Origin of the sequence: Paenibacillus qinlingensis (genome assembly GCF_031455095.1) — a bacterium.
Classification (GTDB): Bacteria; Bacillota; Bacilli; order Paenibacillales; family NBRC-103111; genus Paenibacillus_E; species Paenibacillus_E qinlingensis_A.
In genome coordinates, this window is sequence record NZ_JAVDSB010000024.1 from 47,154 (window position 1) to 68,843 (window position 21,690).

Consider the following 21,690-nt stretch of genomic DNA (forward strand, 5'->3'; position numbering starts at 1 on the left):
CTCTCTCAATAATCTGAATTATGCGCCTTCTTCAATAACTTCCTCTTCTACAGCCGCGCGATCGTATTCAGCGAGTACCGCTGCTTGAATTTTCTCACGAGTTGTGGACGAAATCGGATGAGCGATATCGCGGAATTCACCATCTGGTGTTCGTTTGCTCGGCATAGCAACGAACATTCCGTTATTGCCATCGATGACACGAATGTCGTGTACGACGAACTCGTTATCAATGGTAATAGAAGCAATCGCCTTCATCCTCCCCTCGGAGTTTACCCGGCGGAGTCTTACATCTGTAATTTGCACTTGTGTTCACCACCTTTTTCCATCTCTGAGACTTGGGTGATATATTCAACATCTCCATGCAAATTCCTTCTTATTATTTTGAAATTTTTGATAATTTAATGTGATCTTAATGTTAATGTTAAATTTCGACAGGAATCACAGCAATTAGTTCAATTTCGACATAAACATCACGTGGCAATCTTGCAACTTCCACCGTAGATCTAGCAGGTTTATGATCACCAAAGTAGGTTGCATAGATTTCATTAAGCTCACCAAATTGGTTCATATCTTTCAGGAAGACAGTTGCCTTCACGACATCGCTGAACGATGAACCCGCCGCCTCAAGCACGCCTTTCAAATTCGCAAACACTTGATGCGCCTGTTCCTTGATTCCACCCTCGACGATCTGGCCATCCAAGCCTAACGGGATTTGTCCCGATGTAAACAAGAGGTTCCCCAGCTTCACCGCTTGGGAGTAAGGTCCGATAGCAGCCGGTGCTGCTGATGTTGAAATGAGTTCCATGCTTTTCGAATCTCCTTCTTTTAACAAATAATGAGATGTGATAGCCCTCAAGGAGGACTTCATCGTTTATTTTGCGTCAAAATAGTTGCCTGGCTCTACTGTAATTTGCTTCGTCTTGGAGTCTACGCCATATAACCGAGCTAGTGACACGTAGTTATCAACCAACTGCTCCTCGGCCTCGCAGGATTCCATGAATACGCCTACGCCTTGCACAGTCGCTTTAAACTCCGCCAACAGATCCATCATTCCATGAATGGTACCGCCTACATGCATGAAGTCATCGATGATGAGCACCTTGGACTCTTCCTTCAGCGCGCGCCTCGCTAGTGACATGGTCTGGATCCGTTTGTTGGAGCCCGACACATAGTTAATGCTAACCGCAGAACCTTCCGTCACTCGGCTGTCTCTGCGCACGATAACAACAGGCAAATTCATATAAGTGGCCGTCGCATAAGCGAGCGGTATCCCTTTGGTTTCAACAGTCATAATCACGTCCACGTCCCGACCAGCGAAAGCGGATGCAAAGGTTTTGCCAATTTCGTTCAAATATTGAGGTTGTCCCATGATATCTGACATATACAAGTATCCACCGGGTAGAATCCGTTCTGGTTGTTGGAGCTGTAGGCACAGATTCTGGATAAACTTCAGAGATATTTCTTTCGGCACCTTCGGTGAGAACTTCACGCCTCCGGCGGCACCAGCAAGCGTATTCAGCTCACCAAGTCCTTCTTCTTCAAATACTTCTTTAATAATTGCAAGATCTTCGCTTATGGAAGATTTCGCGGAGTTGTAACGCTCGGCAAAAGTCGTTAAAGGGATTAACGAGTGGGGGCGAAACAACAAATATTGTGTCATTTCTACCAGCCTAGCGCTCCTTTTCAACTTTTTCATCGCACTACCCCCAAAAATCCGAATATTATAATGAAAATATACCACTTTTATACGTATTTATTCAAGCTTACCATGAAAATTATGTTAACACGAACCTCACACAGATATAACATCATCCAAGATTTAGACACGACTCTTACCATTATGCCCCTTTAGATGAAAAAGAGCCCCATCACGGGGCTCAAATATCGCCATTTACGTCAACATGCGCACCGCGTAAACGTCTTTACAAAAACCTCGCAGTCCATTGTAGATGCGCGGCACCTTGGCTTCCTTGGAAACGAGACCAAACACAGTCGGCCCGCTACCTGACATCAACACGCCGTCTGCTCCCAAACGCTGCATGCATTCCTTCAGATGTCTGACTTCCGGATACAAGTCCAGCGTCACTTCCTCCAGGACATTGCCTAGATTATCGCACAAACGATCGAACTGCTTGTCCCGTATCGCACTCAGTACACCTGCTGTGGATGGGTGTTGCTTGATTTCACGTGCATTCAGCTTTCCGTAGATCTCCGAGGTCGATACGTTGATAGGCGGCTTCGCTAAGACAACCCAGCATTGGGGAGGAGCAGAGATATGCTCCAGCTTCTCGCCACGTCCTGTTGCAAGTGCCGTCCCCCCCGTTACACAGAAAGGCACATCAGAGCCAAGCTCAGCGCCTAGCACCTGCAGCTCCTCATTGGAGATATTCAGGTTCCAGAGACGATTGAGGCCTCGCAACGTCGCCGCCGCGTCACTGCTCCCGCCTGCCAATCCTGCCGCTACAGGGATCCGCTTGTCCAAATGAATGTAGACGCCTTGTTTGACGTCATAGCGGTCTTTAATGAGACGCGCAGCCTGAAAGGCTAGATTCTTCTCATCAAGCGGAATATACCCCGCCTGACTAGATATGATGATCGTATCACGCGCCATCTCCTGCATTTCAATCCGATCAGCCAGGTCTACCATCGTCATCACCATTTCAACTTCATGGTAACCGTCAGGTCTTTTATGTAGAACATCAAGAGACAAATTAATTTTAGCCGGTGCTTTCTCAAAAATCTTCATCCGATCACCTTCTTTTGCTCGTTTGCCATTTCGATATTATAACAAAAGCGCAAAAAAAAAGCTAAAGCATTTGCTTTAGCTATAATACGGACGTTGTGTTCCCTGTCCAGATTGCTGATAACTTTGATTCATCGCACCCGCCTGCTGCTGGTAGGTGTTATAGGAAGGTGTAGGCGCCTGCCCATAATTTAAAGGCGGACTAGCTGTCGTCTGGCGATAGTTCAAGGGACCCGCATGCACGTTGTTCGAAGCACCGACGTATTGCTTAGCGAGATGCTCCTCCGCAATTTGAATAGCCCGCTTCACCATATTTCCTGCATCCTTCGTACGAATACCTGCCCAACCTTCACGTTGCACAACGTCATAGAAACCAAGATCCTTCGCTAATTCATATTTAAAACTTTCGGACATGACACTTCTTCTTCGACTCATACCAAATCCTCCTTATCATTTTCGCACAATGAACGCTGCAACCATCATAAGCAGTGATTGACGATTTCGATTAGTATGTCCTATCCATGTAAGTCCATGCACCATCAGGTTACCCCTGAATAAAGCAAAAACAGACCATAAGGGCCTGTTCAATATCGGAACGCTATTAAGCTAATGCTGTATGTAAGTGATGCGGACTTGACCATCATCATTACATACAGTAACTTCGACGGATTCAGTAAGGATATCGGCGTAGCTGTATGACACTCGTTTGAAGGCGTGAGATTCTTGATCTAATTTCACAATAAACACAGAAGGGTAGGTTTCTTCTAAAACACCAGAACGCTCGACTGTCTTACGACGGCCACCATTCGCTCTCAACATGATCTTCTGCCCAACGTGGGGTTCCAAACTGCGTTTGATTTCCAATAGCGCATTTTTTGCCATTGTCAACTACCACCTCTTTCCTTGTCAATTATAACCCATTTACCCCTTCATGTCAAATGAGGGCAAATATTATATCAGCACCCTAATCCCGTTGTCAACGGCATTTTTGTTCGTTTTCCGATTTCTCCTCCCTTCAGGTTGTCACCAATGTTCGCAAATTATTCACACTTTTCCAGTTAACGAGAAACTATTTCCCGCCTCCTTAGACATGCCCGCTTCTTTTCGAGCAAATAAGGGCTATTCAAGCTATCATTAAGCAAAAAAAAGAAACACTCGCCGTCGCTCTCCTCCAAGGAGTCTGCTGACAGGCTAGTATTTCTTTTAAATAGCTGAATTGTGGGATGTGTCCATGCCACGAAAGCACTAGCCACTATGCACCATCTTCTAGAAGCGCCATATTTAGCTACACAGACTCTTCCGTGTGATGAATACCAGGAATGCCCATCCGATAACTACCGCGCGTCTCTACGCCTCCTAGGCCCTCTAAACCGGTCACCGTTAAATCCATAATATCCAACATCGAGATTGTCTCTCTAGTTGGCGTGTAGGACAGCTTAGCGGCGATGCACAGCGGATCTAACGCGTGAATGAGAATGCGCGCAGGAGAACTTGCGAAATTAGCCCCTGCCCGCAGCAAGGCTTCGAAATGGGACTGACAAGCGCCTGCAACAATAATCAAAGAATCACGATCCCTCTCATATTGTCTGGCAACTCGCACGGCATTCACAAAGTTTTGAGAATTCTTGTAACTAGACAGATTGCTCGGGCTGGCACTTTGGCGGCTTTTCAAAATGCCATCATGACCAGTGATGACGACAATATCTGGTTTATATTGAGGAAGCAATCTTTGCAGTGCTTCCGCCATTTGCACCTCAGGAATGAAGAAACCTTCTGCTGGCACACGCAATTCGCCATATAATTGCATACTTTTGCGTAGATAACTTGGATCGCCATCTAAGTGAAGCACCCTTCCTGGTACTTCAAAATAGCTATTATTCGTAGGTAATGACTTCTGTTTATGATTGATGGCTAACTGATTCTTCTCCTGTAGTTGCACTTGGGACACCGCTAGTCGACGCAGCGACTCACGAAACTCAGGCGAGCTTGACCGTGGATGATCTAAGGTCTCCTTAGGATTCGTTTTTGTCAGATCCGTGAGCGGCGCATCTGCAAGCAACCGAACATCAACACCTCGCAGAATGGCCTTGAGATGCTCAATTCGCTCAATTTTAAACACGACGTCGCCGCCATAGGAAATACGGGTAACAAAATCTCCTTGCCTCATCGCACAAATCCCCTCCTAAGGGTATCCTATGGCGAGGCTAGGCATTTGGTGCGGGTTATTTGCAGCCGTGCGCGCGAAGCGCCGTTGACAAGCGCGCGAACTCTTCCATGCTGAGCGTTTCGCCGCGGCGCGAAGGTTCAATTTGAATGCTGTGCAGCAGCGCTTCCAGCTCCGGTTTGTTCTCTTTCGTAAAGAACCTCGCCGCGAGGTTGTTGTAGAGGGTTTTGCGACGCTGAACGAAAGACGCTTGGACGACAGCGAAGAAGAAGTCCACGTCCGCCACTTCGACCGGCGGCGCTTGACGCACACGCAGGCGGATGACAGCGGAATCGACGTTCGGCTGCGGCACGAAGACGGTGCGAGGCACGATCGTGACGAGCTCCGGCTCGCAGTAGAACTGCACGGCAATGCTCAGGCTGCCGTAATCTTTGGTGCCCGGACGAGCCGCCATGCGGTCGGCCACTTCTTTTTGAATCATCACGACGATATTCTCGAGTGGAAGCTTCTCTTCCAGAAGCTTCATGATGATCGGCGTCGTGATGTAGTAAGGCAAGTTGGCGACAACGCTGACGCCTTCCACGCCTTCAAAATGCTGCCGGAACAGCTCCGGCAGGTTGGTTTTCAAGATATCCCCATGAACGACAGTGGCATGGGGGTAAGGCGCCAGCGTTTCGTCCAGGATGGGCAGCAGGCGCTGATCGATCTCCACAGCCAGCACGCGGCCAGCGAGCTTGGCTAGCTGCTGTGTGAGCGCGCCAATACCTGGGCCGATCTCCAGCGCAGCTTTCGTAGGGCCGAGCTCAGCGGCCATAACGATTTTGCTCAATATATTCTGATCAATCAAGAAGTTCTGGCCCAAGCTCTTCTTCAGCACGAGTCCATTCTTCTTAATAATTTGTTTCGTTTTACTTGGCGTTGCCACATCTTCTGCTGTTACAACAACCTCTTGTCCGTTTATATTCATAGTATAGACCTCGTATCTATAGGTTCTCGTTCTCGTCAATCAATTCAAATGCTCAAGTGCCGCTTCGAATTCCTCTCGCGATATCTGGAACATCGCGCATCGCTTATAAAATTGCTTACCATTGCAATAGCCAATGCCAAGTGCATTGCCTACCGTCAATCGACGAGCCGCCGCATCGGGATGCACGATGAGGCCGGCAGCAATCAGATCCTCCATCGTCAACTGCGAGACGGCAGCGTTATACTCCGTCCGCAGGCTCTGGAGCGCCTGCCGGATTGTCTCAGGCGTCGCGTTCTCGACGCCGATATCGCCTTTATACGCAGCTTGCTCCTGCGTAATGAAAGCATGCTTGCAGCCAGGCACCTTGGCTGCTACGATTTTACGAATCCGCTCACCGGCGTGGTCCGGATCTGTGAATATAATGACGCCTCTACGCTGCTGTGCCAGCGCAATTCGCTTGAGAACGGCTTGTCCGATAGCGGAGCCGCCTGTTTCAATCGTATCCGCCTCCACAGCGCGCCTGATGGCCGCCGTATCGTCCTTGCCTTCCACAACGATCATTTCTTTTATCATCACCGATTTCCTTCCCCAGTACGCAGAAAAAGAAGAGGGGTCTCCTCTTCTTTCGCGCAGGCAGATGCCAAGCTACGTGTATTTAGTAGTGTTCCCGTCAAAACTACCGTTTACACGTTAGTTTTGGGACGGTTTTGTAGGGCCAACTACATACACAGTGTACCCTTGCTTCGTGCCGAATTTATTCGCATAACCATGATCTTCATAGTACACATCAATCATTTGGCCTTTCACGCCACTGCCAATATCCTCAGCACGACGGAAGCCAATTCCTTCGATGTATACCCACCATCCAAGCGGAATTACTTTCGGATCGACCGCAATCGTACGACCTTCGGTCACGGTAGTACCTGTGTAGGTTTTACCATAGCCCGAGGAGCCTTCGGTTTTGCCCGTCGACGCAGCGTCCGCTGAATAAGCTGTAAGCTTCACGTTTTTGAGAATTTGTTTGTAACCGAAGGTCACACCGTTCTTGGAAACCTCATCCACACTCGGTGAAGAGGCAGAGAGAACAACCACAGGGTTTTTGGTGCCAACGGAAACTACTTTTTTAACACTTTCTGTTTGTACTTCTTCACCCACAACTGCTTCCGCGACTAAAACACCGTCTTCGAAAGTCTTTTCTTTCTTCTTGACCAATACGCCTTCTTTACCCTCTTGGACGATTTGCTCTTTCCCTTTAAGTAAAGACGCGTCATTCTTTTTCTCTGTCTCGAATGCGATCGGTTCAGAGACTTCCTCCGTCTCTTTCTTCACACGGACGATTTTGATTTCATCGCCAGTCGTAAGAGCGGCCGTCGGTTCGGGAGTCATTCGGTCGTTCTCCCCAAGTGCAATATTTAAACGTTGCAATGCACTTTCTACCGTTCTTGCAGTTGTGTAAACAGTGGTGGTCTTTCCATCAGCAGTCAATTGAATTGGTGAGGCATGCTCGATAACAATTTTGTCTCCACCCTTGAGCTTGGTCGTGAGTGCAGCTGAAATTTCATCGTGTTCACCAATCGTTATGGCTTGTTCATCCAGTAGGCGTTGCAGGACCCATTGCTTCGTGTGCACAACAGTTTCTTGTCCATTCACAACCACGGATACGCTCTTGGTAGCCGTTCCGTACAACAACACCAAAAACATGAAAGTCATTGCGATTGAGATTACAGCTAAGCTTAAAATCAAACGCAAGTTTTCATGCTTCCATCGCAATGCGAAGGACATGCTGGATGATCGTTTTACATGGGTCTCGCTAATTGAGATACTGCCCACTTCTTCGGTCCTCCTTCAAAGCCTCGCCGCCAGGTTACAGCATGATTAAATTTGACGCGACTAAGGTTTTTTAGTTTAACTTAACATGCTCGCCATCATCAGCCGAAAATATACCTAGGCCGAATCTGGTCGTCCCCCCCTTTTACCTATTCATCATCCTATGAATTCCGGGTTATTTTATGTCTTCCGATCTGTGTAGAACCCTGTATGTGGACAAAAAGCCAGCAAGAAGAGGACTCTTCTCGCTGGCTTAGTTTGCATAGTGAAATACAAATAGCACGCACGACAATCGTTACCTCTCTTACGCTTACGAGGTTAGCTGACGGATTCGGACGTGAGAGTCGCCCTACGTAGACGCAAACTGCTTGTTTAACGTCTATGATTCACCCCTATTACTCTCTGCTTACTTAAACTGCATTGGTGTGCAATTCAAGTTTGCAGTGGTTCCCCCGTTCCCACATTTGGAACTCAGCGAATGGAAATTTGGCAAATTGGATATTAAGTTATTATGAAAAGTATATTACGCTGTTAATCTCAACCTGTAAAGGGATTAACACCCGTTAAAAAGGGCTAAATCGATTAAATTTTGATTATTTTTCGAATATAACCCAACTATATCTACATTTTTCTAACTATAACGTACGTATACGCTATTTTTCATAGTATAATGACCAAAACTAGGCTAAAAATGCAAATTTGTTTATAATGATTCTGGAAGTATTTGATTAAAAAATACCAATAATTTGCTATTTAGGGAGGCAATTGAGATGGGGCCCATCTTGCAAGTAAACGCTTTATTCGGTGGATATTTACCCAATAAACCTGTTCTTCACGATCTTACCTTTTCCATTCGTCAAGGTGAAATGATGGGATTGATCGGACTCAACGGTGCAGGTAAAAGTACCACCATCAAAAATATACTTGGACTGCTTCAACCGCAAAAAGGATCCATTCGCATTAACGGTTTAACGTTAGCCGAAGATCCATTACCTTACCGTGCGACGTATGCGTATGTACCTGAAAGTCCAGAGCTATACGAAGAGCTTACGATACGCGAACACCTTGAATTAACGGCCATGGCTTACGGCGTTTCCAAGGAGGATTACGAAACCCGTTCCCAATCCTTGTTAGAACAGTTCCAAATGAAAGACAAGCTGAATAGCTTCGCGAGCCATTTATCCAAAGGGATGAAGCAAAAGGTCATGATCATGAACGCCTTCCTGATCGAGCCCTCTTTATATATTATCGATGAGCCGTTTCTCGGACTCGATCCTTTAGCGATTCGTTCCTTGCTCGAATTAATGGTTAAAATGAAACAAAAAGGTGCATCCTTTCTCATTTCCTCACACATTTTGTCTACAATTGAAAAATATTGCGATGGCTATGTCGTTCTCCACAAAGGGCGTATGGTAGCTCAGGGAGATTTAGTCGAATTACGCGAACAAACCAAGCTGCCTCAGGCGTCATTAGACGACATCTTTTACAAGCTTGTTCAAGGAGACATGGCATGAGTCACTTATCCGATAGTACACATGCATTTAACACACATGCATTATGGAAGCAGCGTTTCCAACATTATATGAAGGAATCCATGGGGTATTGGCAGTATGCTGCACGCAGCAACTTTATTGGCTTCTTGTTGTTTCTTGTCATCGTTTCTTCCTATTATTATGCAAAAACATTACAGCGTCTTCCGACAGATTATCCCTACCTGTGGATTGTCCTGCTCGTGCTCGTTCCACTCATTGCTTCGAGCTCTATCCGAACGCTGACTCGCAGTGCTGATCGCATGTTTCTATTACGGATCGAACATGAAATGGGTGCCTATTTTCGAAGCAGCTTTCTATATAGCTTTTCGTTGCAGGGCATTTGGTTATTTCTCGCTTGGGTCACCTTAAGCCCCCTGTATAAGCACTGTTTAGGCACGGAATCACAGCCATTTTTACTTATGTTAGCTCTGTTGCTTCTATTAAAAGTAGCGAACCTATTAGCGAGTTGGCAGGAAGGAAGATTTGCTGCTGAACGAACAAGGGTGATATCTGTCTGTTTTCGATGGATCGCCACTATCGCTTTAGTTACAATCCAATTTCACTACAGCAGTTTATGGGCAAGCCTTGCTGCCATCATTCTTGTATTCGTTTGGCTGATTGCATTCCGAAACGTAGCCAAATATGTGATTGGATGGGACTACCTGATTGCCAAAGAGAAGCAGCAACAAGCTAGACTCTACGCCTTCTTCAACTGGTTCGTAGATGTACCTCAATTGCCAACGCGAATATCCCGCCGAGGATGGATCAGCGGACTTACCCGATTGATTCCATTTCGACAGGATTCGGCGTTTCTCTACTTATATATGAAGACATTGATTCGCACTGAGTTGTTCGCCATTGTGCTTCGACTGACCCTAATCGGCGTCTTAGCTATAGCTGTTGCAGACTCCACTACTGCGCGAAGTGTCATCCTGCTCATTGCGCTGGCCATCTCGATGGTTCAGCTTACTTCATTAGAACGTGCACATCGATATACATTCTGGCTCGATATGTACCCTTTGGAAGCACAAGCCAAAGCTGGCTCCCTTGCTTATATCATCTGGTTAACACTTACCCTGCAACTAGTCATCCTGACGATTCCATTTATGATAGGAACCCCTATCTTGTATCTCCTAGTTCCCTTGGTAAGTCTGGCCCTTATTTCTTTCGCGTGCGGCGTTGTGCTTCGCCGAAAGTTCAAGAAAAATGCCTTACTTGAGGCCGAGTAATCGTATCGCATTATTCGTCGTAATCTCAGCGATCTCTTCCAGTGACATCCCTCGAATTTCCGCGGCAGTTTCAGCCACTAAGCGAACATAACCTGTTTCGTTGCGCTTACCGCGGAAAGGATGGGGCGTTAAGTACGGAGCATCCGTTTCGATGAGTAGACGATCAAGCGGAACTTTCGCCAAGACTTCTTTCGGTTGCACAGCATTTTTGAACGTAACTGGCCCACCAAACGAAATATGGAAATTCATATCCAGACATTGCTTTGCTGTTTCCCAGCTACCTGAAAAACAATGCATAATACCTCCGACTTCGGCTGCCTTCTCCTCTTTGAGAATCGTCAGAATGTCCTGATGCGCATCTCGATTATGAATCACAATCGGCATGCCCAACTTTCGCGCAAGACGAATTTGCTCTCGAAATACGCGCTGCTGAACATCCTTCGGTGACTTATCCCAGTAGTAATCCAGACCGATCTCCCCGATAGCAACCACTTTCTCATGCTGACATAGAGACTCAATCCATTCTAGATCACCAGGCATCATATCAATAGCATCAACGGGATGCCAACCTACCGTCGTATAAATAAAATCGTATTTCTCAGCTAACTCAATGGAGCTAGGAATCGTTTCACGATTGAAGCCGACATTCACAATTCTCGTCACGCCTGCTTCTAGCGCCCGCTGAATGACTTCCTCTTGATCATCTTTAAATTGTTCGGCATTTAAATGTGTGTGTGAATCCGTTAGCATGACTCTTCTCCCTTATGTATCTGAATATGTTTTGTGTTCCATTATCATTTTGAACCTCTGATTGACCTCACTTAATCTTGCTCCCCCAACATCTCCCATACATCTGGATAGTCTTCCGCATTCAAACGCTCCAGGAGTTCCTCAGGATAGTACACATGATGCTTACCCATTTGGAAGCCGCTAATGGACTTCACAATCTCCGAGCGTTGCGTGATCTCCGTTAAATTATCCTTATGATCTAATAAAAGGATTGGCAAATTGTCATCATTTTCACCAGCTCTGTACACGTCATAAGATTGATTCGAAGGGAAATCAATTTCCATATAGTAAGTTGGGTCAAAGCCAACTTCTTGCATGACTTTTTCCATGCGCTGAATAAGCTGCTCCTGCTCGCCATCGAAAGTACTGTACTTGTACAATTTGCGATCTAAGAAACGCTTGCACATATCCCCCAGCATACCATCCTTTTCTTGACTCCAAAAGGTTAGCATCGTTTGCATGACCGACTCATCTAGCAACAAGTAATCTTCCAAGGAAATACGATTCTGAATGAGATGAAGGATCGGTTCAACCATAAAGCCGAACGTATACCCTTCATCATATAAATGCTTAGCACGCGCAAATACTTTGTGCAACAGAATTTCTGCGCTTCGCGTCACGGGATGGAAATACACCTGCCAATACATCTGATAACGAGACATGAGGTAATCTTCTACAGCATGCATACCGCTTTCTTTGACCACAATATGCCCTTTGTACGGCCGAATCACTCGAAGAATCCGCTCCAAATCGAACGTACCATAATTTACTCCTGTAAAGTAAGCATCACGCAACAAATAATCCATGCGGTCCGCATCCAGTTGGCTGGATACCAAGCTCACCACAATTTCTTCGCTATAGGATTTACAAATGACCCCTGCCACCTTTTTCGGAAAATCAGGTGAGACACGACTCAACACTTCATTCACTTCGGTATCTCCTAGCACGATGCGGCAGGACCAGTCCTCATGTCTTGTACCAAAAGCCTTCTCGATTGAGTGAGAAAATGGCCCATGGCCCAAATCATGCAATAATGCCGCACAAAGACAGAGCAGACGCTCTTCCTTTGGCCAATCCTCATAGTGATTGCGTTCGAATTGAGAAATAATTTTCCGCGTAATCTCATAAACACCAAGCGAGTGTGAGAAGCGACTATGCTCAGCGCCATGAAACGTTAAATAGGACGTGCCCAGTTGACGAATACGGCGTAAGCGTTGGAACTCCTTCGTATTAATTAAATCCCAAATCGTTTCATCTTGCACATAGATGTACTTGTGAACGGGATCCTTAAACACTTTTTCTTCTTTCATGTGGCATAGCCCCCTTAGTATCGTAAATGTTTTCGACATATTCGACATACAACCCTCTTCCATGTCGATTATTGTCGATTTACAAATTCCAATTTATTAACGAATTTAGATAAAATTTTTCCAATACTTCTCACATACTCAAAAATCAAAATTATGTAATATATCACTTACAATCCCTTATTCTTAGCGTGATTACGGTTTTTTTACCTGTCACATAAATGATAAATTTGAGAAATTCGCCCTCTGTTTTCAGCGAAAATATGGTTGACTATTTTGGGAATCGTTGGTATCATAAGTCATAAGCAAATGTCGAAACATGACGATCTTGATTAAAAATTGATAAAATCGAAAGGGGTTTTATATATATGATGAAATCTACAGGAATTGTTAGAAAAGTGGACGAACTAGGACGCGTTGTTATTCCAATTGAGTTGCGCCGCACTTTGGGAATTGGCGAGAAAGACGCTTTGGAAATATATGTAGACGGCGAGCGCATCATGTTGAAGAAATATGAGCCTGCTTGTATCTTCTGTGGCAATGCGGAGAATGTTTCGTATTTCAAAGGAAAAATTGTTTGCCATATTTGTTTAGCAGAAATGCCAACACCTGTGACAAAATAAGAAAAGTAGTATATAATAGAAGTAGCACTTATCCTATTGGTAATTCTAACCTTTTTCATATCTCCTTTCATCTCTAACTTTGTTGGCTTCGGCCACGGGTTAGAGATCTTTTTTTGTCTTTGCCAAAGAAGACACCTAGTACGCTGCTGTCTAGGCTGAAAGTTTAAGAAAGAAGTATCCTCTATATGTAAATGGATCCGGCCCCTGAAGGGGCCTTTTCCTTTTTTATGCCTATTAGGCCGAGCTTAGCACTTTAGCGCTCTAGCAGCGCATTATATACATCACGTTTCGATAATCCACGATCCGTCGCAACCAGCTTCAGCGCATCCTTGCGATCGATCCCTCGCTCCTCATAGTGGGCGACATGCTCGCCGAGCGTCTTCGCCTCCCACCATCCATCCGCCGCTTCCTGCACGGCTGCGTCTGATGCGCCTTCGGCGATAATGCAGTACTCGCCCTGCGGCGGGTTCTGCTCTAGGTGCACGAGGCACTCTGCAATCGTGCCGCGCAAGAACTCCTCGTACCGCTTCGTCAACTCGCGGGCGAGGCAAACCCTGCGCTCCGCCCCCCACACTTCTGCCATGCGCAGAAGTGTTTTCTCCACGCGGTGCGGCGATTCATAGAACAGCAATGTGTCTTGCACATGCTGCAGTCCTTCAAGCAACTTCGTCCCATCCTTTTTCTCCCTGGGGAGAAAACCGACGAAGGCAAATCGCTCTGTCGGCAGGCCTGATGCAATCAGCGCCGACAGGGCCGCATTCGCGCCGGGGATGGGCACCACCGGCACGCCCTCGTCTACGGCCATCCGCACCAGGTCATAACCTGGGTCGGATATGGCCGGCAGGCCGGCATCGCTGACTAGCGCGATGCTCTGCCCTTCAAGCAGTAAGCGGACGAGCTCCGGGCCGCTTGCTTGCTTGTTGTGTTCGTGATAGCTGACCAGTCGCGTCGCGACTTCGAAGTGAGTCAGCAGCTTGCGTGTTTGCCGCGTGTCTTCGGCGGCAATCAGGTTCACTTCCTTCAGCGTGCGGATCGCGCGGAAGGTCATATCTTCGAGGTTGCCGATCGGCGTGGCAACCAGGTAAAGCGTACCTATACCGCTAGGATCCTCGCGGTAGCTCTTCTGTATTGTTACACTCACAGTTAAATCCCTCATCACTTTATTTTAATCGTACAGGTAGCCTAACTACGAGAACTCCAGAGCGCTCCGGCCCCCATAATAAATCTCTTTCAACTCTTGGCAGTATTCCTCGTTCTCTGTGTATACGATCAGGGGCGGAAGCGTGCGAATCTCTGGCTTACCATCCTTCATCCCTTCAATCAGCACCATCATCGCTTCTTCTCCCGCACGTGCGTGCACATAACGGATTCGTTTCGGTTCGATACGATACTGTCTCATCAGACAGATGATGTCAACTACACGCGTCGCGCGGTGCACCATAGCTACTTTCCCGCCTGCTTTTACTAACTTTGCACTCGCCGCAACGACATCCTCTAGCGTGCAATGGATCTCATGACGCGCTGCTGCAAAATGCGCATTACTATTCTGTTCACCATTCGGCACAGGCAGATAAGGCGGATTCACCGTGACGGCGTCAAACTGACCATGTCCCAGAGTTTTATGAATGGTTTTCAAATCCCCCTGCACCATGTGCAACCGCTCAGATAGATCGTTAATGTCCGCATTACGTACGGCCATATCTGCCAAACGTTCCTGGATTTCGACGCCCCAGATCTCCGCTCGTGTCCGTGTTGATAGCAATAGGGGTACCACGCCATTACCTGTGCATAAGTCTATGATTCGCCCCTTTGGCGGAACACTGCTAAACCTCCCTAAGAGTACCGCATCCATCGAGAAGCTGAACACTTCGTCACTTTGGATAATTTTCAAATCATATGTCAATAAATCATCAATTCGTTCAGTCGGTAGTAAGGGAACTTGCTTCATACGTCTTTCCTTTCTCTTCCTTGCTTATTATGGAAAAAAACCGTAAGGGATAACCCCTACGGCCAAACGACTTATTTATTTAAAAAGGATAAGCAAAACAAACAATCGCCCTCGGTCCGAAGGTGTCCATAGTACACATTGCAAATATGAAATCCTTCATTGTATAAGCGGGTTAAATTATCATATCCGGCCCCAGGCAACTGTACCGGTTCGTCATCAGTACTCCGTATCGGCTCCTCGACCACCGTTTCCTCTTGGCGGATAAGCTTACGTAGTTGCTGATTCTCTATGCTTAATCTCTTATTTTCTTCGATGAGGGTAATAATTTGTTTCTTCAAGGCACCTAATTCCGCATACGTGGTACCCATTCTTTCTTCGATCCCATCTATTTGTTCAAAAATGTCCTGTTTATCCACGCTTTCACCTCTAGTGCCTTGCATGCTTACTGGCCAGCGCCTCCTTGGATCCTCGATCTTCTATTCCTGTTCAACAACATCATCGAATGGTAGATCTAGCGCTTTCCCAAGATCAAACAATTGAACCTTTGCCGTGCGTTCTTTAATATTAAGCCCTAATACCTTCCCACTACCAAAAGAAGTTATAACCAAACGACCAACTGTCGGCAGCGAATCTTTGGCACTTTCATAGTTATCATGTTCATATTTCAAGCAGCACATTAATCTTCCGCATAACCCTGAAATCTTCGTTGGATTCAAGGAAAGATTCTGATCTTTCGCCATCTTAATGGAGACTGGCTCGAAATCACCTAAGAAGGAAGAACAACATAGAATTCGCCCACACGGACCTATGCCACCCAACATCTTCGCTTCATCGCGCACACCAATTTGACGGAGCTCAATTCTTGTCCGAAAAATACTCGCCAAATCCTTAACAAGTTCGCGAAAATCGACGCGTCCTTCAGCCGTAAAATAAAATATAATTTTATTTCGATCAAAGGTATACTCTACGTCCACTAGCTTCATCTTAAGACTGTGGTCTTTTATTTTATCATGACACGTTTGGAAAGCGTCCTTGGCTGCTTTTTTATTCTCTTCAACCAAATCAGCATCCGTATCATCCGCAATGCGAATGACCTTTTTGAGCGGCAGAACCACATCATTTTCTTTAACAATCTTTTTGCCCACTACGACCTTGCCGTATTCTACACCGCGTGCGGTCTCAACAATAACGGCACTCTCTTTCTCGATCGGTAAATCAATGGGATCAAAATAATATATTTTACCCGCTTTCTTAAAGCGGACGCCAACCACTGAGTACATCTTACACCCCCTGCATCTCCACGAGCATTTTCTCTATAACCAGCTGAGAATTGGCATTGGAACGCAGTCGTTTTTGTAAATCTACGGCTTGCTCCATCATACGCACCCAGACTGAGACATCTCGGCTTAACGCGAGAGAGCTCATCCAGTCTAGCTGGTCATTATATACAAGCTTGTCTCTGCGCTCAAGGCGCAACTGCACCATATCTTTAAACCAGAGAATCAATAAGTCGAACAACGTCGATACATGATCCGCAAGTTCTGTTTTCACAATCCGCTGTTGCACGGTAATCATGGAAGTAGGGAAACGTGTGAGCGTCTCCTTCGCTAATTGTAACATTACGGTTCTCATTTCTGCAAACCAATTTGCTGCAATTAAATCTCTCGCTGCTTGCAATCCTGCTGTGACATGTACTGCAGGCCCAACTAACGCTGCTGGAAGTCCTTCTTCCAACAGGGAGAGCACCATTTGCTCACGAGCCATTGGTGTAAACTGGATCCACTGCGCCCTTGATTGAATCGTTGGCAGCAGGGCATTTCCGTTCTCGGTAATGAGTATTGCCACAACACGAGAGTTCGGCTCCTCCAGAAATTTCAACAAACTATTCGCAGCCTGTACCGTCATTTTCTCGGCTTGGTGCAGGACATATATTTTCGTACCCGATGCTGTTGCCCGGTACGCGAACTCCTTTTGCAACTCTCGAATCTGCTCAATCTTAATTGAAGCGCCTTCAGGAGCAACCACATGGAGATCTGGATGATTGCCATGTTCAACCTTACGGCATTCCAGGCATTCGCCGCATGCGTCATCCGTTCCATTCTGGCAATAGATCGCTTTGGCAAGAGCTATCGCCATATCAGAACGGCCTGTCCCAACTGGACCGCTGAAAATATACGCATGCGAAAGTCTATCTTGACGCAGTCCGTTCTGCAGCAGCCGTTTGGCTGCTGCTTGTCCCGGTATCGCTTGGAAGGACATTTATTTTCGCCCCATTACACGCTTATATTTTTAAAATAACAAATTAATCAACATCCCTCGGATTTCTCCGATGCGATGCAAGATCTCGATCCGCCCCTGCTCATTTTCCAACAAATCATCGGCTAATAAGAGAAGCTCTTGATCGATTTCTTCCAAAAGCTTATATCGCTTCGAACGACCGCGTCGATCCCAGCCCTTCGTATCTCTTAAATTGACCCCTCGACGAGCCGTCTCCTCGAGAAACTGACGAATGAGCAGCTTATACTGCAGCAGATCTCTCACCGTCATACCTCTGGACAAGCGATCGCCTTGAATCGTAATTTGCTGCACCATTTTGGCGAGTTGCTCCTGCGTGTACTTCTGATCATGCTGCTGCATAATGTCAGAGAAGTTCCGAGGAGCCATCTGTGGTGGAGGGACATTCTCTCCGACCTTAATATTTTTACCGATGGGCTGCAACCCCGGATTAATTTTCAAGACGCATCCATCCTTGTGTAGATCTGATTATGGTTAGAAATGCTCAAATCGTTCAACTGGCAAGACGAACACGGCAGCCCCGCCAACTTGCACTTCCACTGGGAATGGAATGTACGAATCGGTCGTTCCCCCCATTGGAGAAACGGGTGTTACTAGCTGCTCGCGAATTTTACAATTAGCTCGAATCACCTGCATCACCTCTTGTACTCGGTCATCTTCCGTACCAATCATAAAGGTTGTATTCCCTGCACGCAAAAATCCACCGGTACTTGCCAACTTCGTGGCGCGAAACCCTTCCTTAATTAAAGCGTTAGAGAGACGGTTACTGTCCTTATCCTGAACAACGGCTACGACTAGTTTCATAGGTGATGCCTCCTTATATTATAAACTAAGAATTGGTTTTCCGCTTTAAACGGAAATATGTTCCTCAAGCAACTGTTTACAATCCTGCCAAATATCCGCGGCTATCTGATCAACAGTTCGATTCGCATCAATCATAAGCACACGTTCTGGATGATCCGATGCAATTTGGTGGAAACCCGTACGTACTCTGCTGTGATAATCAACATTTTTCTGCTCAATGCGATCCAACTGTTGTGTGAACTCACTAGCACCAGCTCGCAAACTTAATCGCTCTAAGCTCACTTCAACAGGAACATCCATGATGTACGTCCTTGTCGCTTGAAGCCCTGAGCTAGCGTATTGGGAAATACGCTTCACCATCTCGATATCGACACCAAGACCATAGGACTGATAGGCCACACTAGCATCAATGAAACGATCGCAAAGAACAATACGGCCCGCTTTCAAAGCCGGAAGGATTAACTCATGAACGTGTTGCGCACGTGATGCTGCATAAAGCAATACCTCTGCTTGATCCACCATCTCCTCGTTCACAGGGTCAAGAATAATACTGCGGATTTTGTTACTAATGGCCGTACCGCCAGGTTCTCTAGTAACGAGCACGTCATGTCCTAATTCTTGCAGTTCCTGAGCAATTTTCTTAAGCTGTGTTGTTTTTCCGGAGCCGTCCGGCCCTTCAAACGTAATGAATATTCCGTTCACGTGTTCCTCCTGCATACTTGCCTCACGAAGTCCCTTCGTGATCTGTGTATATAGTTAATTTGTACGTCTGTCCAAAATGGGTTCCTTGGAACCGGATGCCCTGGCTAGCCAAAAACACAAGTGCCTCAGCAACAGAAACCGTAATGATTTCACCTGGATATAAATAAGGAATACCGGGCGGATAAGGAATTACCATATCACCTGAGCGCTTCCCAATGGCTTCCTCCATATTAACCACGCGAGTCGTTGCTTGAAACACAGTGCGATGGTCAAACGGTATTGGCGAGGAGATGCGTGCGTAGGTGGGTAATTTAATTATATTCGAGATGGGCGCCTGAAGTTCCTGCTTATCGTCCTTGATGTCCAAACAAATGTTGCTTAGAACGTGTAGAACATGAAGCATATCCTCTCTACGGGTAGCAGGCGAAAATACGAGTAAAACCAGATAACCATCTGTCATCTCGACGAAACAGCCCGCGGCCTCTAACCTATCTTTGAGCTCGGCTCCGGATATACGGCGATTGGGATCATAGATAGCTATTTTAAAAGGATCCCGCGTTTCGACGACTCTCCTGCCGCTTAACTCCGAATAGGTCTGTGGATAGTATCGGAAGCGCTGCAAGGCCTCTACACCTTCTCTAAATTCTTTCATGATCTGAAGCCCTTGCTCCAACCAAGCGTGACCCTCCGTGTGCATCCGCTTTCTTGCTAAGTCCAGCGAAGCCATAATCGGGTAAGAAGGACTTGAGCTTTGAAACAATGCCAACAAACGTTGAATTGCCTTCCTATCGATCCTTGGGCCCTGTACATGGAGCATCGCTCCCATCGTCATAGCGGTCAGCATCTTATGCGTAGACTGCACGACCGCGTCTGCCCCTTGCCATAATGCGGACGCTGGCACCTTCTCATGGAAGCCGAAATGCGCACCATGCGCTTCATCGACTAACAGCAGTTTACCTGTTTCGTGCAGCAAATCTGCGAAAGGCTTTAATTCCGTTCCGACCCCATAGTAAGTAGGATTTGTTATAAATAATGCCTTAGCAGTCGGATACAGCTCCAATGCCCTTCTAACATCCTCGATATGTAAGCAAGTTGCAGCACCGGTCTCTAGATCAACCTCTGGCGCTAAGAATACCGCTTGAGCACCTGCCAGCATGAGCGCATGAATGACCGATTTATGTACGTTTCTTTGAACAAGTATCAGATCATCACGCTGACAGACAGCTCCGATCATCGCTAAATTACCAACCGTGCTCCCGCCAATGAGAAAATACGTCTCCTCCGCGCCAAAGCACGCCGCCGCGAGCTGCTCCGCCTCCTTAATCACACCTTCTGGATGATGCAAATCATCAAGGCCTGTAATTTCTGTATAATCAATGGACATGACCGATTGTAGAAACGCATTTCCTTCTTCCAAAAGCCCCTGGCCTGATTTATGTCCGGGTACATGTAAGCTAACAGACTTCTTATCGTGATGGGCAACCATAGCCTCATATAACGGGGCTCGAGCCTTCTCTAAATGTTCGCCGTACAATCAGATCAAACTCCTCGAGCTTCGTGAGCTACTTATTTTCGATTTACCCTTCTATAGTAGTGGATTAGCGACAAAAAAACAAAAAAAGCTTCTGTAAAAGAAGCTTCTCCTCTTAATTCATATACTGTCTCGAATTCCCCATGTAAAATGCCTTCTTCATCTGACTCACAAAAAACGAATACTTCTGATCAGAGACGTTCGTTTTGACGATTTCTTTACTACATTCATCACAAATGAAAGCCGTAACAATGTGAATCCCGCCAACTCGTTGCTGTTCGCAAATCATACACAGTCCAAACCGGTTCTCCTCCATATGATCACCCCACGATCTTTTACGACTAGTATGTCCGATTCATGATTCTCCTAAACTAGCTAAACGCTCATATTTTGGAAGGGAAATGCCGATAATACAAACATAACGCGTTACCGCGGTGCGGAGGTCCTAGTATATGTCAATCAAACAAGAATCCAACTTATCCAAAGAATCTACGATTTATAGCTATACTTTAATGAAGCGATTTTATCATTCTATATATAAAATAGTTCTCTATTATACATCTCTAATTCTGATAGTCTTCTATAAATTTGACTCCAGCCATTGGCTTCCGCTGCTTGTAAGTTACCCACTTGTGCTCATTTTTCACACTTTGCTTATTCGCGCTTATTTCCATTTTACCATCGGCATGGCGATGCGAGGTTGGTCTTACCGCTTCGGAATCTTCTGGTCAGGTTTCTTGCCTGAAGGCAATGCCTCCGTCCGTCTCGTCACCAAAGTACAGGTTCACCTGTTCTCCATTGGGCTGGCATTGATCCTTATCTTATATCCGTGGATACCAGGCACGTGGCTGGTTCACCTGACCATATTCCACTGCTGGATGCTGATCCCGAGGCTATGGATGCTCCTTCGTCTTCAACCTTACCGCAAGAGCGGGTTAGTTAAAATTTCGAGCAAAGAAACATCTTGTTACCTACAGTAACGATATAATAGATGAGTTTTCTCCCGCTAATTTCGTTGATTTTGGGCTATAAGTAAGAAATCTCGAAATTAGCTGTAGGAAACCCATTGGTAGTCTGCGGTCACGAAATGCTAAAAAAGAGCCTTACTTGGAATAATCCAAGTAAGGCTCTTTCAACTGCTTGGCAACGTTCTACTCTCCCAGAACCCTGCGGTTCAAGTACCATCGACGCTGGAAGGCTTAACGGTCGTGTTCGAGATGGGAACGCGT

The 21,690-nt window shown here is 46.3% G+C and carries 25 protein-coding genes, 1 rRNA gene, 1 pseudogene and 1 riboswitch; of the genes and pseudogenes, 4 read left to right on the plus strand and 23 right to left on the minus strand.

Annotation, left to right across the window (positions count from 1 at the left end):
* Window positions 1–18 precede the first annotated feature (18 nt).
* The 10 genes and pseudogenes from spoVG to J2736_RS31655 form a co-directional block, all read right to left on the minus strand.
* Window positions 19–303 (minus strand): septation regulator SpoVG, encoded by a 285-nt coding sequence (gene spoVG / locus J2736_RS31610; RefSeq protein WP_028557369.1) that lies wholly within the window; start codon window positions 301–303, stop codon window positions 19–21.
* Between the two features lie 118 nt (window positions 304–421).
* On the minus strand, window positions 422–805 hold the full coding sequence (locus J2736_RS31615) for a RidA family protein (protein WP_310502539.1): 384 nt from the start codon (window positions 803–805) through the stop codon (window positions 422–424).
* Window positions 806–871: 66 nt separating this feature from the next.
* Window positions 872–1,696 (minus strand): pur operon repressor, encoded by an 825-nt coding sequence (gene purR / locus J2736_RS31620; protein ID WP_171629527.1) that lies wholly within the window; start codon window positions 1,694–1,696, stop codon window positions 872–874.
* Window positions 1,697–1,891: 195 nt separating this feature from the next.
* Entirely contained in the window at window positions 1,892–2,746 is an 855-nt protein-coding gene (ispE, locus tag J2736_RS31625) for a 4-(cytidine 5'-diphospho)-2-C-methyl-D-erythritol kinase (RefSeq protein ID WP_310502540.1), read from the minus strand.
* A gap of 261 nt (window positions 2,747–3,007) precedes the next feature.
* A pseudogene (locus J2736_RS31630) lies at window positions 3,008–3,178 on the minus strand (small, acid-soluble spore protein, alpha/beta type); the annotation flags it as partial.
* A gap of 171 nt (window positions 3,179–3,349) precedes the next feature.
* On the minus strand, window positions 3,350–3,625 hold the full coding sequence (gene veg, locus J2736_RS31635) for a biofilm formation stimulator Veg (RefSeq protein WP_028557365.1): 276 nt from the start codon (window positions 3,623–3,625) through the stop codon (window positions 3,350–3,352).
* Window positions 3,626–4,028: 403 nt separating this feature from the next.
* Entirely contained in the window at window positions 4,029–4,910 is an 882-nt protein-coding gene (gene yabG / locus J2736_RS31640) for a sporulation peptidase YabG (protein ID WP_310502541.1), read from the minus strand.
* Window positions 4,911–4,965: 55 nt separating this feature from the next.
* Entirely contained in the window at window positions 4,966–5,874 is a 909-nt protein-coding gene (gene rsmA, locus J2736_RS31645) for a 16S rRNA (adenine(1518)-N(6)/adenine(1519)-N(6))-dimethyltransferase RsmA (protein WP_310502542.1), read from the minus strand.
* A gap of 39 nt (window positions 5,875–5,913) precedes the next feature.
* Complete coding sequence (gene rnmV / locus J2736_RS31650; RefSeq protein WP_310502559.1) at window positions 5,914–6,447, minus strand: ribonuclease M5; 534 nt, start codon at window positions 6,445–6,447, stop codon at window positions 5,914–5,916.
* Between the two features lie 117 nt (window positions 6,448–6,564).
* Window positions 6,565–7,704: a ubiquitin-like domain-containing protein gene (locus tag J2736_RS31655; protein ID WP_310502543.1), complete on the minus strand. Its 1,140-nt coding sequence runs from the start codon at window positions 7,702–7,704 to the stop codon at window positions 6,565–6,567.
* A 289-nt stretch (window positions 7,705–7,993) separates the two neighbouring features.
* Window positions 7,994–8,188, minus strand: a riboswitch (cyclic di-AMP (ydaO/yuaA leader).
* A 283-nt stretch (window positions 8,189–8,471) separates the two neighbouring features.
* On the opposite strand from J2736_RS31655, the gene J2736_RS31660 reads away from it, so the two are divergent.
* Both J2736_RS31660 and J2736_RS31665 read left to right on the plus strand, forming a co-directional pair.
* On the plus strand, window positions 8,472–9,215 hold the full coding sequence (locus J2736_RS31660; protein WP_310502544.1) for an ABC transporter ATP-binding protein: 744 nt from the start codon (window positions 8,472–8,474) through the stop codon (window positions 9,213–9,215).
* The gene (locus J2736_RS31665) at window positions 9,212–10,462 is read left to right on the plus strand and encodes an ABC transporter permease (RefSeq protein WP_310502545.1); all 1,251 of its coding nucleotides are present in this window, start codon (window positions 9,212–9,214) and stop codon (window positions 10,460–10,462) included. Before J2736_RS31660 ends, J2736_RS31665 begins: the two co-directional genes overlap by 4 nt.
* On the opposite strand, the gene J2736_RS31670 is transcribed toward J2736_RS31665, so the two are convergent.
* On the minus strand, window positions 10,445–11,212 hold the full coding sequence (locus J2736_RS31670; protein ID WP_310502546.1) for a TatD family hydrolase: 768 nt from the start codon (window positions 11,210–11,212) through the stop codon (window positions 10,445–10,447). The genes J2736_RS31665 and J2736_RS31670 overlap by 18 nt on opposite strands.
* Window positions 11,213–11,283: 71 nt before the next feature.
* A complete protein-coding gene (locus J2736_RS31675) occupies window positions 11,284–12,561 on the minus strand; it encodes an HD domain-containing protein (RefSeq protein WP_310502547.1) in 1,278 nt (425 codons plus the stop codon).
* A gap of 365 nt (window positions 12,562–12,926) precedes the next feature.
* Here J2736_RS31675 and J2736_RS31680 point away from each other — a divergent pair, with 365 nt between their 5' ends.
* Complete coding sequence (locus J2736_RS31680; protein ID WP_028557356.1) at window positions 12,927–13,181, plus strand: AbrB/MazE/SpoVT family DNA-binding domain-containing protein; 255 nt, start codon at window positions 12,927–12,929, stop codon at window positions 13,179–13,181.
* Window positions 13,182–13,434: 253 nt separating this feature from the next.
* Here the strand turns inward: J2736_RS31680 and rsmI are convergent, their stop codons facing one another.
* The 10 genes from rsmI to J2736_RS31730 all read right to left on the minus strand — a co-directional run bounded on the left by rsmI (window position 13,435) and on the right by J2736_RS31730 (window position 20,777).
* The gene (gene rsmI / locus J2736_RS31685; protein WP_397342065.1) at window positions 13,435–14,322 is read right to left on the minus strand and encodes a 16S rRNA (cytidine(1402)-2'-O)-methyltransferase; all 888 of its coding nucleotides are present in this window, start codon (window positions 14,320–14,322) and stop codon (window positions 13,435–13,437) included.
* A gap of 45 nt (window positions 14,323–14,367) precedes the next feature.
* Window positions 14,368–15,129 carry a tRNA1(Val) (adenine(37)-N6)-methyltransferase gene (locus tag J2736_RS31690; RefSeq protein ID WP_310502549.1) on the minus strand — a complete coding sequence of 254 codons (762 nt, stop codon included), beginning with the start codon at window positions 15,127–15,129 and terminating at the stop codon, window positions 14,368–14,370.
* A 71-nt stretch (window positions 15,130–15,200) separates the two neighbouring features.
* A complete protein-coding gene (yabA, locus tag J2736_RS31695; RefSeq protein WP_310502550.1) occupies window positions 15,201–15,545 on the minus strand; it encodes a DNA replication initiation control protein YabA in 345 nt (114 codons plus the stop codon).
* 60 nt (window positions 15,546–15,605) lie between these two features.
* On the minus strand, window positions 15,606–16,409 hold the full coding sequence (locus tag J2736_RS31700; protein ID WP_056618027.1) for a PSP1 domain-containing protein: 804 nt from the start codon (window positions 16,407–16,409) through the stop codon (window positions 15,606–15,608).
* A 1-nt stretch (window position 16,410) separates the two neighbouring features.
* Window positions 16,411–17,388, minus strand: a complete 978-nt coding sequence (gene holB, locus J2736_RS31705) for a DNA polymerase III subunit delta' (RefSeq protein ID WP_310502551.1) — start codon at window positions 17,386–17,388, stop codon at window positions 16,411–16,413.
* 30 nt (window positions 17,389–17,418) lie between these two features.
* Window positions 17,419–17,865 carry a YaaR family protein gene (locus J2736_RS31710; protein WP_310502552.1) on the minus strand — a complete coding sequence of 149 codons (447 nt, stop codon included), beginning with the start codon at window positions 17,863–17,865 and terminating at the stop codon, window positions 17,419–17,421.
* A gap of 33 nt (window positions 17,866–17,898) precedes the next feature.
* Window positions 17,899–18,228, minus strand: coding sequence for a cyclic-di-AMP receptor (locus J2736_RS31715; RefSeq protein WP_056618038.1), 330 nt, complete (start codon window positions 18,226–18,228; stop codon window positions 17,899–17,901).
* Between the two features lie 45 nt (window positions 18,229–18,273).
* Window positions 18,274–18,930, minus strand: a complete 657-nt coding sequence (tmk, locus tag J2736_RS31720; protein WP_310502553.1) for a dTMP kinase — start codon at window positions 18,928–18,930, stop codon at window positions 18,274–18,276.
* A 22-nt stretch (window positions 18,931–18,952) separates the two neighbouring features.
* A complete protein-coding gene (locus tag J2736_RS31725; protein ID WP_310502554.1) occupies window positions 18,953–20,464 on the minus strand; it encodes an aminotransferase class I/II-fold pyridoxal phosphate-dependent enzyme in 1,512 nt (503 codons plus the stop codon).
* 112 nt (window positions 20,465–20,576) lie between these two features.
* Window positions 20,577–20,777 (minus strand): sigma factor G inhibitor Gin, encoded by a 201-nt coding sequence (locus J2736_RS31730; protein WP_310502555.1) that lies wholly within the window; start codon window positions 20,775–20,777, stop codon window positions 20,577–20,579.
* 136 nt (window positions 20,778–20,913) lie between these two features.
* Between J2736_RS31730 and J2736_RS31735 the strand changes: the two genes are divergently transcribed.
* On the plus strand, window positions 20,914–21,441 hold the full coding sequence (locus J2736_RS31735) for a hypothetical protein (protein WP_310502556.1): 528 nt from the start codon (window positions 20,914–20,916) through the stop codon (window positions 21,439–21,441).
* Window positions 21,442–21,599: 158 nt separating this feature from the next.
* Here J2736_RS31735 and rrf read toward each other — a convergent pair.
* Window positions 21,600–21,690, minus strand: a 5S ribosomal RNA gene (rrf, locus tag J2736_RS31740); the annotation flags it as partial.

What these genes read in the sequence shown, in the direction of transcription:
- J2736_RS31615 (WP_310502539.1), bottom strand. Translation starts at nt 805, where the DNA reads ATGGAACTCATTTCAACATCAGCAGCACCGGCTGCTATCGGACCTTAC.
- purR (WP_171629527.1), bottom strand. Translation starts at nt 1,696, where the DNA reads ATGAAAAAGTTGAAAAGGAGCGCTAGGCTGGTAGAAATGACACAATAT.
- ispE (WP_310502540.1), bottom strand. Translation starts at nt 2,746, where the DNA reads ATGAAGATTTTTGAGAAAGCACCGGCTAAAATTAATTTGTCTCTTGAT.
- veg (WP_028557365.1), bottom strand. Translation starts at nt 3,625, where the DNA reads ATGGCAAAAAATGCGCTATTGGAAATCAAACGCAGTTTGGAACCCCAC.
- yabG (WP_310502541.1), bottom strand. Translation starts at nt 4,910, where the DNA reads ATGAGGCAAGGAGATTTTGTTACCCGTATTTCCTATGGCGGCGACGTC.
- rsmA (WP_310502542.1), bottom strand. Translation starts at nt 5,874, where the DNA reads ATGAATATAAACGGACAAGAGGTTGTTGTAACAGCAGAAGATGTGGCA.
- rnmV (WP_310502559.1), bottom strand. Translation starts at nt 6,447, where the DNA reads ATGATAAAAGAAATGATCGTTGTGGAAGGCAAGGACGATACGGCGGCC.
- J2736_RS31660 (WP_310502544.1), top strand. Translation starts at nt 8,472, where the DNA reads ATGGGGCCCATCTTGCAAGTAAACGCTTTATTCGGTGGATATTTACCC.
- J2736_RS31665 (WP_310502545.1), top strand. Translation starts at nt 9,212, where the DNA reads ATGAGTCACTTATCCGATAGTACACATGCATTTAACACACATGCATTA.
- J2736_RS31670 (WP_310502546.1), bottom strand. Translation starts at nt 11,212, where the DNA reads ATGCTAACGGATTCACACACACATTTAAATGCCGAACAATTTAAAGAT.
- J2736_RS31675 (WP_310502547.1), bottom strand. Translation starts at nt 12,561, where the DNA reads ATGAAAGAAGAAAAAGTGTTTAAGGATCCCGTTCACAAGTACATCTAT.
- J2736_RS31680 (WP_028557356.1), top strand. Translation starts at nt 12,927, where the DNA reads ATGATGAAATCTACAGGAATTGTTAGAAAAGTGGACGAACTAGGACGC.
- J2736_RS31690 (WP_310502549.1), bottom strand. Translation starts at nt 15,129, where the DNA reads ATGAAGCAAGTTCCCTTACTACCGACTGAACGAATTGATGATTTATTG.
- J2736_RS31700 (WP_056618027.1), bottom strand. Translation starts at nt 16,409, where the DNA reads ATGTACTCAGTGGTTGGCGTCCGCTTTAAGAAAGCGGGTAAAATATAT.
- holB (WP_310502551.1), bottom strand. Translation starts at nt 17,388, where the DNA reads ATGTCCTTCCAAGCGATACCGGGACAAGCAGCAGCCAAACGGCTGCTG.
- J2736_RS31715 (WP_056618038.1), bottom strand. Translation starts at nt 18,228, where the DNA reads ATGAAACTAGTCGTAGCCGTTGTTCAGGATAAGGACAGTAACCGTCTC.
- J2736_RS31730 (WP_310502555.1), bottom strand. Translation starts at nt 20,777, where the DNA reads ATGGAGGAGAACCGGTTTGGACTGTGTATGATTTGCGAACAGCAACGA.
- J2736_RS31735 (WP_310502556.1), top strand. Translation starts at nt 20,914, where the DNA reads ATGTCAATCAAACAAGAATCCAACTTATCCAAAGAATCTACGATTTAT.